This window comes from Sphingobium cyanobacteriorum (assembly GCF_030580935.1).
Lineage (GTDB): Bacteria > Pseudomonadota > Alphaproteobacteria > Sphingomonadales > Sphingomonadaceae > Sphingobium > Sphingobium cyanobacteriorum.
Window position 1 is genome coordinate 394569 of record NZ_JAUQOM010000002.1, and the last position, 14812, is coordinate 409380.

Annotated in this window: 18 protein-coding genes; 12 read left to right on the plus strand and 6 right to left on the minus strand. The window is 63.7% G+C overall.

Annotated features, from left to right (window positions below):
* Positions 1-41: 41 nt before the first annotated feature.
* Both Q4610_RS06825 and Q4610_RS06830 read right to left on the minus strand, forming a co-directional pair.
* Positions 42-1172, minus strand: coding sequence for a M14 family metallopeptidase (locus tag Q4610_RS06825; RefSeq protein WP_304535239.1), 1131 nt, complete (start codon positions 1170-1172; stop codon positions 42-44).
* Positions 1169-1780: a hypothetical protein gene (locus Q4610_RS06830; protein ID WP_304535240.1), complete on the minus strand. Its 612-nt coding sequence runs from the start codon at positions 1778-1780 to the stop codon at positions 1169-1171. The genes Q4610_RS06825 and Q4610_RS06830 overlap by 4 nt, the downstream gene beginning before the upstream one ends.
* 197 nt (positions 1781-1977) lie before the next feature.
* On the opposite strand from Q4610_RS06830, the gene ykgO reads away from it, so the two are divergent.
* Positions 1978-2103, plus strand: a complete 126-nt coding sequence (gene ykgO, locus Q4610_RS06835) for a type B 50S ribosomal protein L36 (RefSeq protein WP_004210176.1) — start codon at positions 1978-1980, stop codon at positions 2101-2103.
* Positions 2104-2247: 144 nt separating this feature from the next.
* Here the strand turns inward: ykgO and pyk are convergent, their stop codons facing one another.
* Positions 2248-3705, minus strand: a complete 1458-nt coding sequence (gene pyk, locus Q4610_RS06840) for a pyruvate kinase (protein WP_304535241.1) — start codon at positions 3703-3705, stop codon at positions 2248-2250.
* Positions 3706-3821: 116 nt separating this feature from the next.
* On the opposite strand from pyk, the gene Q4610_RS06845 reads away from it, so the two are divergent.
* The 6 genes from Q4610_RS06845 to ruvC all read left to right on the plus strand — a co-directional run bounded on the left by Q4610_RS06845 (position 3822) and on the right by ruvC (position 6541).
* Positions 3822-4121, plus strand: a complete 300-nt coding sequence (locus Q4610_RS06845) for a DUF1244 domain-containing protein (protein ID WP_304535242.1) — start codon at positions 3822-3824, stop codon at positions 4119-4121.
* A gap of 39 nt (positions 4122-4160) precedes the next feature.
* Entirely contained in the window at positions 4161-4403 is a 243-nt protein-coding gene (locus Q4610_RS06850; RefSeq protein WP_304535243.1) for a DUF2312 domain-containing protein, read from the plus strand.
* 31 nt (positions 4404-4434) lie between these two features.
* Positions 4435-4761, plus strand: coding sequence for a heavy metal-binding domain-containing protein (locus tag Q4610_RS06855; RefSeq protein ID WP_200928286.1), 327 nt, complete (start codon positions 4435-4437; stop codon positions 4759-4761).
* Positions 4762-4870: 109 nt separating this feature from the next.
* Complete coding sequence (locus Q4610_RS06860) at positions 4871-5614, plus strand: YebC/PmpR family DNA-binding transcriptional regulator (protein WP_304535244.1); 744 nt, start codon at positions 4871-4873, stop codon at positions 5612-5614.
* Between the two features lie 90 nt (positions 5615-5704).
* Positions 5705-6040, plus strand: coding sequence for a TM2 domain-containing protein (locus Q4610_RS06865; protein ID WP_304535245.1), 336 nt, complete (start codon positions 5705-5707; stop codon positions 6038-6040).
* A gap of 9 nt (positions 6041-6049) precedes the next feature.
* Complete coding sequence (gene ruvC / locus Q4610_RS06870) at positions 6050-6541, plus strand: crossover junction endodeoxyribonuclease RuvC (RefSeq protein WP_304535246.1); 492 nt, start codon at positions 6050-6052, stop codon at positions 6539-6541.
* A gap of 210 nt (positions 6542-6751) precedes the next feature.
* Here ruvC and Q4610_RS06875 read toward each other — a convergent pair whose 3' ends face one another.
* Positions 6752-8857 (minus strand): RelA/SpoT family protein, encoded by a 2106-nt coding sequence (locus Q4610_RS06875; protein WP_304535247.1) that lies wholly within the window; start codon positions 8855-8857, stop codon positions 6752-6754.
* A 111-nt stretch (positions 8858-8968) separates the two neighbouring features.
* On the opposite strand from Q4610_RS06875, the gene Q4610_RS06880 reads away from it, so the two are divergent.
* The 4 genes from Q4610_RS06880 to Q4610_RS06895 all read left to right on the plus strand — a co-directional run bounded on the left by Q4610_RS06880 (position 8969) and on the right by Q4610_RS06895 (position 11955).
* A complete protein-coding gene (locus Q4610_RS06880; protein ID WP_304535248.1) occupies positions 8969-9451 on the plus strand; it encodes a winged helix-turn-helix transcriptional regulator in 483 nt (160 codons plus the stop codon).
* A 42-nt stretch (positions 9452-9493) separates the two neighbouring features.
* Positions 9494-10606, plus strand: coding sequence for a sensor histidine kinase (locus Q4610_RS06885; protein WP_304535249.1), 1113 nt, complete (start codon positions 9494-9496; stop codon positions 10604-10606).
* Positions 10603-11403, plus strand: a complete 801-nt coding sequence (locus Q4610_RS06890; protein ID WP_304535250.1) for a LytR/AlgR family response regulator transcription factor — start codon at positions 10603-10605, stop codon at positions 11401-11403. The genes Q4610_RS06885 and Q4610_RS06890 overlap by 4 nt, the downstream gene beginning before the upstream one ends.
* A gap of 258 nt (positions 11404-11661) precedes the next feature.
* Entirely contained in the window at positions 11662-11955 is a 294-nt protein-coding gene (locus tag Q4610_RS06895; protein ID WP_304535251.1) for a GIY-YIG nuclease family protein, read from the plus strand.
* A 52-nt stretch (positions 11956-12007) separates the two neighbouring features.
* On the opposite strand, the gene Q4610_RS06900 is transcribed toward Q4610_RS06895, so the two are convergent.
* Complete coding sequence (locus Q4610_RS06900; protein ID WP_304535252.1) at positions 12008-12424, minus strand: GtrA family protein; 417 nt, start codon at positions 12422-12424, stop codon at positions 12008-12010.
* Between the two features lie 45 nt (positions 12425-12469).
* Here Q4610_RS06900 and Q4610_RS06905 point away from each other — a divergent pair, with 45 nt between their 5' ends.
* Complete coding sequence (locus tag Q4610_RS06905; RefSeq protein WP_304535253.1) at positions 12470-14368, plus strand: hypothetical protein; 1899 nt, start codon at positions 12470-12472, stop codon at positions 14366-14368.
* Here Q4610_RS06905 and Q4610_RS06910 read toward each other — a convergent pair.
* Positions 14330-14788: a nucleoside deaminase gene (locus Q4610_RS06910; protein ID WP_304535254.1), complete on the minus strand. Its 459-nt coding sequence runs from the start codon at positions 14786-14788 to the stop codon at positions 14330-14332. The genes Q4610_RS06905 and Q4610_RS06910 overlap by 39 nt on opposite strands.
* Between the last annotated feature and the right edge of the window lie 24 nt (positions 14789-14812).

Sequence of the window (14812 nt, forward strand, 5' to 3'; positions counted from 1 at the left end):
GCATTGCGTCGCTGCGTCCGCAATGCCCCTTCAAGCACAGGTCACAGATCCTCGATCATCTCTGCCAGTACCGCCAGGCAATCCTTGGCGAGTTGCATCGACCGGGCGGGGGACCAGCCATAATCGGCGTCGGGCAGGTCATCATTGTCCTTGAACGGCATTTCCAGCGTCATCGCCACCGCGCCGAACCGCTCCGCCACCTGATTGGTGGACATGGACAGGTTCGCCTTGCCCGCGCTCGCCACCGGATAGCCCAGCCGGGTCTGGAAATCGGGCGTGCGCGCGGCCAGCGTGTCGCGATAGCGGTGATAGAGCGCCATCTGCTTCTCGCTTATCGACGGGATGCCTTCGAACCCGGCGATGAACACGGCGGGGATTGCCTCGTCCCCATGCACGTCCATGGCGAAATCGACGCCGCTTTCGTCCATGGCGTTGCGCACCATCAGCACTTCGGGGCTGCGCGCGGCACTTGGCTCATGCCATTCGCGGTTCAGGTTGACGCCCGCCGCATTGGTGCGCAGATGGCCGCGCCGGCTGCCGTCCGGGTTCATGTTGGGGACCAGGTGGATCGTCGCCTGTTGCCGCAGCAGCCGGGCGACGGCATCCTCCTCGTCGGTCAGCCGCTCCAGCGCGCCTTCCATCCACCATTCCGCCATGGTTTCGCCCGGATGCTGGCGGGCATAGAGCCACACCTGCTTGGGGCCCTCGCCGATCGTCAGCAGGTCGATGGGCTGGCCGTCCAGCGTCAGGCCCAGTTCGCGATGGGCGACGCCCGGCTGGCTCGCCGCCCAGGCGATCAGGTCATGATGGCGCTCCATCGAATAGGGCGCGAAATAGGCGATCCACACCACATTGCTGTCCGGTGTCAGGCGCATGGTCAGCGTGCCGTCGGCATAATCGGTGTCGATGAGCAGCCAGCTTTCACGATCCTCGCTCATGCGCGCGCTATAGCCGGGCCAGCCGCCCGGATAGGCCGACCCCGCGCCGTTGACGATTCGCACTGTCACGTCCCGCCCTGCCGCATTGGCCAGGCGGAAATGGAACCATTGATAAAAGTCGCTCTGGTGATCGGTGACGATTTCCAGGTCGGCGCTCAGGCCGTCCGGGCTGTCGGTGATGGAGAGGACGCGAATATTGCCGCTGTCGAAGCTGCTGGAGATGCTGATGGTCATTTGACCATTATAGTGCGCCCCGATTCGCCCGGATAGCCCCCGATCAGGGCGGCGGCGAGTTTCTGCGCCGCGATGCCCGGCTGGGCGGCTGGCGTCCCCTGCCGCGCCTCCGTGGAAGCCCGGCCTTCCCATATCGCCATCGAATCGGACCGGCGACGCACCTGCACATGCAGTTGCGTCGTCACGATATCCTTGGGCTTGCCCGACAGGTTGATGCCCACGCCCAGGCCAAGACCGCCAAAGCTGCCGCCACGACCGCCACCGCCAAAGCCGCCCCCCACGCCGACGCTGACGGGCCTGTCGCTGCTGCGGTCAAACCCCGACGGGCGGAAACTGCGATGGAAACTGACCAGCGCCACATAGTCGCCGGGCGTGCCGGCCTGTGCCGGGGTGAAGCCGACGCGCTGCAATTCCTGCGACACGGCGGCGGCATAGGTGCGGAATTCCAGGCTGATATCCGGGTTGCCCGGCATTTCCTCGACCGCGATGGTGCCGGTGCGGGCAGGATTGTCGACATGGAATCGCGTCACCTCCACCGGCGGGATCGCCGTCGCGCAGGCGGCGAGCGGAAGAGCAAGGGCGGCGGCGAGGATCAGGCGCTTCGACATGGGGGGCACTCCAGGGGCGTTCACCGAATACACGGCGCGAAAGCTGTAATTCCTCCCAACGCCTGTAGCCACCATCTTGCTGCATGGGGGATGAACAAGGGCAAAAGAGCGTCCGCCACCCTTGACTTTGGCCTGTGCGACCCATAGGGGCTGCGCTTCGAAATTCGACCACACCAGATTCATCAAGGGCCGACGCCATGAAGATCCGCAACTCGCTCAAGTCGCTCAAGGGCCGCCACCGGGACAACCGCGTGATCCGCCGTCGCGGCCGCACCTATGTCATCAACAAGACCAACCGCCGCTTCAAGGCCCGCCAAGGCTAAAGCGAGGCCCTGACCCCAAGGGGGTCAGGCTCTGACAGGACGAAAGGCGCCCGGTCGATGATCGGGCGCCTTTTCGCGTGCGTGCCACAAGGCTGGCGAACCAGCCCTGTTCGTCCCAGCCCTGTTCGTTCTTGCGCGCGGGTATCAGCCCTCGTCGCGCCCCTTCAACTCGTCGCCGCGAATGGCTGCGACATGCAGCACGTTGGTCGACCCCGGCGTGCCGAAGGGGACACCGGCCAGCACGACGATCTTGCCGCCCTTCTCTACCATCTCATGGCGCAGCGCCATGCGTCGGGCCTTGCCGATCATTTCCTCGAAATTGCCGATATCCTTGGTGCGGATCGCATGGACGCCCCAGGTCAGGCCCAGCTTGCGCGCCGTATCGGACCGCGGCGTCAGCGCCAGGATCGGCGCGGATGGACGTTCGCGCGCGACCCGGCGCACCGTGCTGCCCGATGAGGTGAAGCAGGTGATGGCGCTCGCCCCCACGACCGACACGATATTGCCCGCCGCTTCGGCCAGCGCGTCGGCGGTGGTCGGGTCGGGCTTCGTCTCGGTATAATGGAGCCGGCCATAATAGCCCGGATCGCGTTCCACGCTGTTGGCGATGCTGTCCATCATCGTCACCGCCTCTACCGGCCAGTCGCCCGCCGCCGTTTCCGCCGACAGCATGATCGCGTCGGCCCCGTCATAGACCGCCGTGGCGACGTCCGACACTTCGGCGCGGGTGGGGGAGGGGGACTTGATCATCGATTCGAGCATCTGGGTCGCGACCACCACCGGCCGCCCCATGCGCCGCGCGGTGGCGACGATCTGCTTTTGCAGCGGCGGAACGGCCTGGGGCGGCAATTCGACGCCCAGGTCGCCGCGCGCCACCATCACGCCATCGGCCAGTTCGATGATCTCCTCCAGCCGCTGGACGGCGGACGGCTTCTCGATCTTGGCCATCAGCGCGCCATAGCCGCCCATCAGCTTGCGCGCCTCGGCCAGGTCTTCGGGCCGCTGGACGAAGCTCAGCGCGATCCAGTCGCACCCCTGTTGCATCGCGAAACTGAGGTCGCGGCGATCCTTGTCGGTCAGCGCCGGGACCGGCACCACCACGTCCGGCACGTTCACGCCCTTGCGGTTGGACAGCGTCCCGCCGACTTCGACGATGGTGTCGATCCGGTCCTCGCTGATCGCCTTCACGCGCAGCACCATCTTGCCATCGTCCAGCAACAGGCGGGTTTCGGGCACCAGCGCGGCATAGATTTCCGGGTGGGGCAGGTTGACGCGGCGCGCGTCGCCCGGCGTTTCGTCCCGGTCCAGGATGAAGGGCGCGCCGGTTTCCAGGATGGCCAGGCCCTTTTCGAACGTGCCCACGCGCAGCTTTGGCCCTTGCAGGTCGCCCAGGATCGTCGTCGGCCGGGCGAATTCCTTTTCCAGCGCGCGGATGGTGGCGATGCGCGCGGCATGATCCTCATGCGCGCCATGGCTCATATTGATGCGGAAGGCATCGGCCCCGGCGACGAACAGCGCCCGGATCATGTCGGGCGTATCGCTTGCAGGGCCAAGGGTCGCCAGGATGCGGACCTTGCGTGATCGGGGCGGTAACTTCGTCATATATGCTCCTGGCCGTCATGATCGCTGCTGGCCGTGCCGACGGGCTTGCCAGTGCGTCGTTATGGATTATCCGTGCTGCACGACAGGATGATGTAGATTCAGCGAAAGGATCGCCAATGGCCGATACCATACTCACAGATGTGGTTGCTGCAACCGCCTTCCGCCGGCTGGTGGCGCATTTGCAGCACCGCACCGATGTCCAGAATATCGACCTGATGGGCCTGGCGGGCTTTTGCCGCAACTGCCTGGCGGACTGGATCGCGGAAGCGGACGGCCATCTGACACGGGACCAGGCGCGCGAGATCATCCACGGCATGCCCTTTGCCGAATGGAAAGAGCGGCATCAGGGCGAAGCGACGCCAGAGCAGGTGGCGCGGATGAAAGAGAGTGTGGCGAAGAACGCGGACAAGCACTAGGACGCCCTCCAACCGATTCACATCCTTGGAGACAGACCCATGAGCGAACCCAACGTCGCCGCCGACCAGCTACGCCTTCTGATCGAACGTATCGAGCGCCTGGAAGAGGAAAAGAAGGGCATCGGCGACGATATCAAGGACGTCTATCTGGAAGCCAAGGCGACCGGCTACGACGCGAAGATCATGCGCCAGATCATCCGCCTGCGGAAGATGCAGCCGCACGACCGCCAGGAAATGGAAGCGATTTTGCAGACTTATCTTGCCGCACTGGGTATGGAATAAGCATCACTCCAGGCCATAAGGAGAAACGCCCATGTCCGAGATCATCGTCAGCACCACCAGCCGCCTGGAAGGGCGGCCGGCGAAGGAATATCTCGGCATCGTCACCGGCGAGGTGATCGTGGGCGCCAACCTGTTCCGCGACCTGTTCGCCAGCGTCCGCGACATCGTGGGCGGGCGTTCCGGGGCCTATGAGGATGTGCTCCAGCGCGCCCGCGAACAGGCGATCGCCGAGATGCGCACACGGGCGGCGACGCTGGGGGCCAATGCGGTAGTGGGTGTCGATCTCGACTATGAAGTCATCGGTTCCAACGGGTCGATGCTGATGGTGTCGGCTTCCGGCACCGCAATCCTGTACTGACCCACCATCCGCTGGCCCCACGCCGGCGCGCGCGGGCGGTTGCCCTTTGGGCTGCCGCTGGTGTAAGGGCGCGCATCACAGTCAACCGGCAGACAAGAATTCAGGACTTATGGCAGGCCATTCCAAATTCAAGAACATCATGCATCGCAAGGGCGCGCAGGACAAGAAGCGCTCCTCGATGTTCTCCAAGCTCAGCCGCGAAATCACCGTCGCGGCCAAGATGGGGATGCCCGACCCGGACATGAACCCGCGCCTGCGCCTGGCGGTCAACGCCGCCAAGGCCCAGTCGATGCCCAAGGACAATATCCAGCGCGCGATCGACAAGGCGAGCAAGGGCGATACGGAAAATTACGAGGAAGTGCGCTATGAGGGCTATGGCCCCGGCGGCACCGCGATCATCGTCGAAGCGCTGACCGACAACCGCAACCGCACCGCCACCAACGTCCGCACCGCCTTTTCCAAAAATGGCGGCAATCTCGGCGCATCGGGCGCGGTCAGCCATGGCTTCGATCGCCTTGGCCTCATCACCTATCCGGCCAGCGTCGGCGACGCCGAAGCGATTTTCGAAGCGGCCCTGGAAGCAGGCGCGGAAGATGTGTCGTCCAACGAGGACGAGCATGAGATCTGGACCGCGATGGATGCGCTGCACGAAGTCGCCAAGGCGCTGGAAGCCAGGCTGGGCGCGGCCGACAGCGCCAAGCTGGCCTGGCGGCCGACCACCAGCGTCGATGTCGATGAAAGCAACGCCGCCACGCTGATGAAGCTGGTCGATACGCTGGAAGATGATGACGATGTCCAGACCGTGTGGGGAAACTATGAGGTTTCCGACGCGGTGATGGAGAAACTGGGCTAAGCGCAAGGCTTGCGCTGGTCAATAAACTTAACCCCTTTTTATACTGAAGATTATATCATACTTAATCTCAGCATTTAAAGGGGGCTTTGCATGACCGATTTTGCCGTGAATGGAATTGCTGCAACAAGTCAAAAATATTGCTCTGGTTGCGGTGGTCTTATTCATAAAGCGGCTCCGGCATGTCCAAAATGTGGTGCGCCTCAAGCAGATGTACGGTCTAAGGAGCGTAAGAGCAGAGGTGTCGCAATAATTTTGGCTCTTCTTTTGGGTGGCTTGGGCATACACAAGTTTTACCTTGGTCGAGCCGGTTGGGGTTTTTTGTATCTCATATTTTTTTGGACGTTTGTACCGGCAATTATTGCCTTTGTAGAAGCAATAATTTACGCGATCATGAGTGAGGATGCATTCCATAGTAAATATGGCTGATGTGCGGTCATGATCCTGCTCGGCCTTGACCCCGGCCTTGGCACCACCGGCTGGGGCATCATCGCTGTGGACGGCAACCGGCTGACCCATATCGGCAATGGCCAGATCAGGACCGATTCGACCATGGCGCTCGCCACGCGGCTGCTGGCGCTCGATCTGGCGCTGACGGACCTGATCCTGGAGCATCGGCCCGATGGCGCCGCGGTCGAGGAGGTGTTCGTCAACGTCAATCCGCAATCGACGCTGAAACTGGGGCAGGCGCGGGGCGTGATCCTGCTCAACGCCGCGCGCTCCGGCATGGAAGTGGGCGAATATGCCGCACGCCTCGTCAAGAAATCGGTGGTCGGCGTCGGCAATGCGTCGAAGGAGCAGGTCCACGCCATGGTGTCGCGCCTGCTGCCCGGTGCGAAGATCGCCGGACCGGATGCATCCGACGCGCTCGCCGTCGCCATCACCCACGCCCATCATCTGGCGAGCGCCCGGCGCATACCCTCGCGCTAAGAGCATCGTGCGGAAAAGCGCGACCCGCTTTTGGCTGCGCTGGCCGCCGGCTCGCTGGAGCACGCGGCCTGCGTCCGGTTAAACGCAGCGGGCCGAAGCAAATTTACGTCATCGCATTCCAAAGCGATTTCTCATCAGATGAATGCATCTGCTTTCCGGGAAATCGCGTAAAATCAAACCGCGCCATCCTCCCCGACCTGTCCCATCCCCCTAGACCCGGTCCGCCTGCACCACCACATCGATCGCGCGCAGCGCTGACAATATCCGGTTCAGATGCTGCGCGTCCGCCACTTCCAGGTCGATGATGTCGGTGTGGAACGGGCCTTCGCGGTTGACCAGTTGCAGGTTCAAGATGTTCGCCTTGGTCGCGCCGAACACGTTGGCGACGGCGGCAAGGGCGCCGGGCTGGTTCTTGACGATGACGGAGAGGCGGGCGGTGCCGCCCTTCGATTTGCTGTCCCAGGCCAGGTCGACCCAGTCGTCGTCCTGCTCCACCTCCAGCGAGCGGCAGTCGATCGTGTGGACCTCGATCGGCTCGCCGGTGCGGCGCACGCCTACGATGCGGTCGCCCGGCACGGGATGGCAGCAATCGGACAGATGATAGGCGATGCCCGGCGTCAGGCCGCGGATCGACACCGGCTCATGCTGGCGCGGATGGGCTTCCTCCACCCCCTGCGCGCTGGTGGAGCCGGGCATCAGCGCCTCCATCACTTCGGAATCGAGCAGGCGGTGGGTCGCGATCGCCACCATCAGCGACGCGCGATCCTCCAGCTTCAGGCGCTTCAACGCGGCGGTCAGCGCCTTGTCGCCCAGTTCCTTGGCGAGGTCCGGGGAGAAGCGGCCGACAATCTCCTCATAGAGCTTCTCGCCCAGCTTGATCTCCTCGCCCCGCTGTTTCTGGCGGATATAGCGGCGGATCGCGGCGCGCGCCTTGCCGGTGATGGCAAAGGTCAGCCAGCCGGGCTGCGGCTCCTGCCCGACCGATTTCAAAATCTCGACCTGGTCGCCATTTTCCAGCGTGGTGCGCAGCGGCACGACACGGCCGTTCACCTTTGCGCCGACCGTCTGGTTGCCCAGGCTGGTGTGGACGGCATAGGCGAAATCGACCGTGGTAGACCCTTTGGGCATCTGGTGCAGTTCGCCCTTGGGGGAGAAGGCGAAGATGCGGTCCTGATACATCGCCATGCGGGTATGTTCGAGCAGCTCGTCCGCGTCCTGGCTCTGTTCCAGGATTTCAACCAGGTCGCGCAGCCAGGCCGCATGATGGTCGGTCGCGTCGCCCTTCTGCTTGTAGGCCCAGTGCGCGGCAAGGCCCAGTTCCGCGTCATTATGCATGTCGCGGCTGCGGATCTGCACTTCGATCCGGGCATTGTCCTGATGGATGACGGTGGTGTGCAGCGACTGATAGCCGTTGCGCTTGGGGGTGGAGATATAATCCTTGAACCGGCCGGGCACCATCTTGAACGTCTGGTGGATGATGCCGAGCGCGCGGTAGCAATCCTCCTGATTCTGGGTGATGACGCGGAAGGCCATCACATCGGTCAGTTGTTCGAAACTGATGTGCCGTTCCTGCATCTTCTTCCAGATGGAATAGGGATGTTTTTCGCGCCCCGACACGCTGACCGACATGCCCTTGCCCGCCAGCAGCAGTTGCAGTTCGGCGCCGATCCGGTCCACCTTGTCATGGCCGCCTTCCTTCAACTGCTCCAGCCGGCGGGTGATGCTGTCATAGGCTTCCGGCTCGATCTCGCGGAAGGCGAGCAACTGCATCTCGCGCATGAAATCGTACATGCCGATCCGCTCGGCCAGCGGCGCGTAGATATCCATCGTCTCGCGCGCGATGCGGCGGCGCTTGTCCGGGTTCTTGATGAAGTGCAGCGTGCGCATATTGTGCAGCCGGTCGGCGAGCTTGACCAGCAGCACCCGGATATCGTCCGACATGGCGAGCAGGAATTTGCGCAGATTCTCCGCCGCCCGCTCATTTTCGGACATGGCCTCGATCTTGCTGAGCTTGGTCACGCCGTCGACCATGCGGGCAACATCCTTGCCGAAGGCGGCTTCTATCTCCTCATAGGTGACGAGCGTGTCCTCGATCGTGTCGTGCAGCAGCGCGGTCACGATCGTCTGGTCGTCCAGGTTGAAATCGGTCAGGATGCCCGCCACCTCGATCGGGTGGCTGAAATAGGGGTCGCCGCTGGCGCGCTTCTGGCTGCCATGTTTCTGGACCGAAAAGACATAGGCGCGGTTGATCATCGCTTCGTCCGCGTCGGGATCGTAGCGCTTTACCCGTTCGACAAGTTCATATTGGCGTAGCATCGTTTCCCGATTGTGTTGGAACCCCCTTGTCACGCAACAAAAAAATCCCATCTGGATTGAATTAGGCGGCACTTTTGCAACAATCAGCGCTTTGCGCTATGCGTGGATGCCATGAAACATAATCTGGCCCAGGATCTGGAACAATGCGCGCTCCCGGCCGCGCTGGAGGCGATGGGTGAACGCTGGTCCTTCCTCATCTTGCGCGGCGCCCTGTCGGGCATCCGCCATTTCGAGGAATTTCAATCCACCCTGGGCATCGCCCGCAACATCCTGGCCAACCGCCTGGCGCGACTGGTCGAAAATGGCATCATGCTGCGCCAGCCGATGCTGTGCGACCGGCGCAAGGTCGAATATCGGCTGACCGAAAAGGGGCAGGATCTGGCCCCCGCCATGATCGCGCTGCGCCAGTGGGGCGAAAAATGGGGCTGCGCGCCGCCTTCCTGCCAGATGCTGGCCGACAGCCGCGACCGCCAGCCGATCCGTCCCATCGCCGTGCAGGCGCATGACGGCAGGGTGCTGGGGTTGAGCGATATGGTGTGGGTTTGCCCCGATGAAGTGACGCCGATGACGCAGGAACCGGCGGTTGCGGCCTGAACGGCTTTGACCCGCGGCCCAAATCGCCTAAGTCTGCATACAATGTCCGTCTCCGTGCCCCGCATCAAGCCGCAGCCCTTTTTCGCTGACAAGAATCGCGCCTTCTGGAACCTGCAATCGCTCGGATGGGCCGGCGCGTTCCTGCTGCGCGGTTCCTCCACCATCGCCAATGGCCAGCCGCTCTCCAGCCTGGTGCCGGTGCTGATTTCCACCGTCACCGGCTATTCGGTGACGCTGCTGATCGCGGTCGCCTTCCGCTTCCTGCTGAAACAAAGGCCGATCATCACCTGGGGCGTGTCGATCGCGACCGTGGTGCTGGCGGCGGCGCTTGTCGCCTTCATCGATAGCTGGGTCTTTTCCACCCAGAACCGGGGCAGCGAGACGGCGGGACTGCAACTGTTCCTGGGCGCCTTCTACCTGTCGAGCACGCTGATCGGGGCGTGGTGCGCGCTCTACTACGCGATCAACTTCTACCTGACGGTGGAGGAGCAGGCGGACCAGTTGCTGTTGCTGGAAAATCAGGCCGCCAACGCCCAGCTCGCGATGCTGCGCTACCAGCTCAACCCGCATTTCCTGTTCAACACGCTCAACTCCATTTCGACGCTGGTGCTGCTCAAGCAGACCGACCGGGCCAATGCGATGCTGTCGCGCCTGTCCTCCTTCCTGCGCTATACGCTGATCAACGAACCGACCGCGCAGGTGACGATCGAACAGGAGATCGAGACGCTCAAACTCTATCTGGAGATCGAGAAGATGCGGTTCGAGGATCGGTTGCGGCCGTCCTTCTCCATCGACCCGGCGGTGGCGCGGGCGCGGTTGCCGTCGCTGCTGCTCCAGCCGCTGGTCGAAAATGCGATCAAATATGCGGTCACGCCCAAGGAGGAAGGGGCGGATATATCGGTCAGCGCGCAGCCTGCCGGGGATAATGTACGGATCGTCGTATCGGACACGGGGCCGGGATTGAACGAAAGCGGAATGAGGCCGCACATCCCCATGAGCGAAGGGACCGGGATCGGCCTGCCAAATATCCGGGACCGATTAATTCAGGCCTTCGGGGAACGACAGAGCTTTGAAACACGTTCCACAGCGGGCGGATTTTCGGTCATCATCGAAATTCCGCTGAACATGGATGAAACATCGAAAGTGGCCGCATGACCATCAGAACAATCCTCGTCGATGACGAAAGCCTGGCCATTCAGGGCCTCGCGCTGCGTCTGCAAGCGCATGAGGATGTCGACATCATCGAAACCTGCACCAACGGCCGCGAAGCGATCCGCGCCATCAAGACGCATAAACCCGACCTTGTGTTCCTCGACATTCAGATGCCGGGTTTCGACGGCTTTTCCGTCGTCCAGGGGCTGATGGAGGTGGAGCCGCCGCTCGTCATATTCTGCACCGCCTATAGCGACCATGCGATCCGTGCGTTCGAGGCGCAGGCGGTCGATTATCTGATGAAGCCGGTGGACGAAGGCCGTCTGGCCGACGCGCTCGACCGGGTGCGCCAGCGCCTCAACGAAAAGCGGCAGGTGCAGGAAGTGGAAAAGCTGCGCGAGGTGCTGGCCGAAGTCGCGCCCCAGGCGATGACCGATTTCGCCGCCGATGACGATGCGCCCGCCTCCAACCGTTTCGAAAAGCTCATCAACATCAAGGATCGTGGCCAGATTTTTCGTGTCGACGTGGATTCGATCGAGCGGATTGACGCGGCGGGCGACTATATGTGCATCTACACCGCCGACAATTCGCTGATCCTGCGCGAAACGATGAAGGATCTGGAAAAGCGGCTCGACCCGCGCAACTTCCAGCGCGTTCACCGCTCGACCATCGTGAACCTCAGCCAGGTGCGACAGGTCAAGCCCCACACCAATGGCGAATGTTTCCTGGTGCTGGAAAGCGGTGCCCAGGTAAAGGTCAGCCGCTCCTATCGCGACGTGGTGGCGCGGTTCGTGCATTGATCCGGGCGGGCTTTTGACCGCGCGGGCTGGGGCTGGTCGTTCTGTCCGAACTGGGTTCCCGCCTTCGCGGGAACACGGTCAGGTCCGGGCGCGGGTAGACGTGGTGACACCAATCTGATGGTCGTGTCCGGCGGACTTCACGCATTGATCTGCGATTAATGTGTTCCCGCGCAGGCGGGAACCCAGTCCTGAGGGTGGGCTTGTCTCTGACGGTGGAACTGGGTTCCTGCCTTCGCCGGAACACGGTAAAGCGTGGGCATGATCAAGCCAGGTTATGTCTATCTGATGGCGAGCGGTCAGAATGGCACGCTCTATCTTGGCGTCACCAGTGATCTCGTTCAGCGCGTCTGGCAGCATCGTAATGGCTTTGGCAGTGCATTCAGCGCAAAATATGGTTGCCGATTTCTGGTCTGGTTCGAAGCGCATGACGATATTCAGGAAGCGCGCCAGCGCGAGTTGCGGATGAAGAAATGGGAGCGGGCGTGGAAGCTGCGTCTGATCGAAGAGAGTAATCCCAAGTGGCGCGATTTGTTCGAGAACATCCTCTCATAATATGTGTTCCCGCGCATGCGGGACCATGCTGTGTTAAAAATCGCGCAATGCGCTATTTGAACACCCACTGCCGGTTCAGCCCGAACACCACCACCGGGGTCACGAAGAGCATCGCCGGGATCGGCGACCATGCGGGCCAGCGCATATGGGTGACGCACAGATAGACCCACAGCGCGTTGAGCGCATAGCTGACCAGCGACACCGCCACGAACCTGACCCCGCGCGCGGCATGGCTGCTGCCTTCGCCATGGCCGCGAAAGGTGAAGGCGCTGTGGCTGGCATAGCCGATCACCACCGCCGCGCCATAGCCGATCAGATTGGCGAGCTGCACATGCAGCCCGGCCAGCGCGGCAAGGCACCAGTAGATCGCCGCCTGGCATGCGGTGACGAACAGGCCGGTCAGGCCATAGCGGACGATCTGCCAGAACAGCGCCCGATGCTCTGCCGACAGGCGTGACAGCAATTTCATGACGCTCCCCGTTGCGCTTTGACGCGCAGCCTCTAATCCACGCGCATGACCTTGCATAGCGGTGAACCCCTGCGCACCCGCGCCCTTCATTGGGCGGCGATCCTGACCGCTCATGCCGGGCGGCACTGGAAATGGCTGACGCTGCTGATCTGGATCGTCATCGCCGTGTCGATGGTGACGACGCGCTGGCCTGCGATCCACTGGCTGGTGCTGAGCGATACCGACGACAATATCCGCTATGTCCAGGTCAAGGACTGGCTGGCCGGGCAGGGCTGGTACGACCTGCGCCAATATCGGCTCGATCCGCCCGGCGGCGCGAACATCCACTGGTCGCGGCTGGTCGACCTGCCGATCGCGGGCCTGATCCTCTTTTTCCGCGCCTTCGTCGACCAGGGGCTGGCCGATCGGCTGGCCTGCGGCATCGCACCGTTGCTGCCACTACTGCTGCTGATGCTGAGCCTGGGCTTCATCGGGCGGCGGCTGGCCGGGCCGAATGGCTGGCTGCTTGCCGTGCTGGCCCCGCTCGCGGCGCAGATGGCGCTGGGCATGTACGCGCCGATGCGGATCGACCATCATGGCTGGCAACTGGCGCTGGCGCTGACCATGCTGGCGGGCGTCATCGACGAAAATCGCCTGCGCGGCGGGCTGATGGCGGGGATCGGCAGCGCGCTGTCGATCGCCATCGGCATGGAGATGATCGTCTATCTGGCGGCCGGCGGCGCGCTGATCGCGCTGCGCTGGGTGTTTCGGCCGGGGGCGGAACGGCGGATGCTGCCTTACGGCCTCAGCCTCGCGGGGGCGACATCGATCCTCTACCTGCTGTTTGCCAGCTATGCCAATCGCCTGCCGGTATGCGACGCGATCTCGCCCATATGGGTGGCGGTGTTCGGTGCGGCAGGCGCGGGCATGGTGATCCTGTCGGTCGCGCCCCTGCGCGGCTGGCCGGCACGGCTGGGCGCGGGCGCGCTGGTCGGCGGCGCGGTGGCGGCCTTTTTCTGGCTCAACTGGCCGCAATGCCTCTCCCCCTATCAGATTTCGCCCGAACTGGAACGGCTCTGGCTCGTCAATATCCGGGAGGCCAAGCCGATCACCGCGCAGGCGCAGTCCATGGTGGTGCCGTTGCTGGCGGTGCCGCTGGCCGGGCTGGCGGGCCTGCTCTGGGCGCTTTGGGACGCGCGGCGCGACAGCGAACGGCTCTGGGCCTGGGCGACCGTGGGCCTGATGATGCTTTTCTCCACCGCGCTGCTGTTCTGGCAGCTACGGGCCGGGCCGGCGGCGCAATTGCTGGCGATCCCGCCTGCCGCCTGGGCCGCGCACCGGCTGGCCGCCATGGTTCTGACGGGCACGCGCCGGGTCAGGATCGCCGCGGGGGCAGGGGTGGCGCTGCTGGGCGTCATCGCCTTTGCCTATCCGCTCTACCAGCCGGTGATGCGTCTCTATCAGGAGGCGACCGGCGTGAAGCCCCGGCCATGGCGCCCCGCCGCCGTCGCGCGCACCGATGCGATCAAGAAGGCGAACGGCCGGTGCCGCACGCTGCCGGCGCTGGAGGTGCTGGACCAGTTGCCGCCCGCGACCATCTTCACCATGGTCGATCTGGGGCCACGCCTGATCGCCACCACCCATCATAGCGCGCTGGCCGGTCCCTATCATCGCAACGGCGCGACGATCCTGGACATTCATCACGCCTTTGACGGGCCGGCGCGCGCTTTCCGCGCGATCGCGGCAAAGCATCACGCCACCTATCTGCTGGTCTGTCCCTGGTTTCCCGAAGGCACCATCTACCAGTCGCGCAGCCCCGGCGGCTTCTATGCCGACCTGATGCGCGACCAGCGGCCCGGCTGGCTGGTGCCGATGAAGCTGGAGACGGCGATGACCTTGCCCTATCAGCTCTACCGCATCGACTATTCAGCGCCGGACGGCGAAAAAGTCGCGCAGCAGCGCTGAGGCTTCGGCTTCGGCCAGGCCGCCATAGACCTCCGGCCGGTGCAGGCATTGCGGCTGGGCGAAGAGGCGCGGTCCCTGTTCAAGCGCGCCGCCCTTGGGATCGCCGACCGCATAATAGAGGCGGGCGATCCGGGCGTGGGAGATCGCGCCCGCGCACATCGGGCACGGTTCCAGCGTCACCCACAGGTCGCAGCCGGTCAGCCGATGATCGTTCAGATGCGCCGCCGCCGCCCGCATCGCGACGATTTCGGCATGGGCGGTGGGATCGCAATCGCGGCGATTGCGATTCTCGCCCTCGCCAATGATCGCCCCGTCCTTCGTCACCACCGCGCCGATCGGCACTTCGTCCGCCGCCGCCGCCGCACGGGCGAGGGCGAGCGCGCGGCGCATCGGCGCGGGCAAGGGGAAGGGCGGAACCATGCTCCGCCCGTTAGCCGATGACGC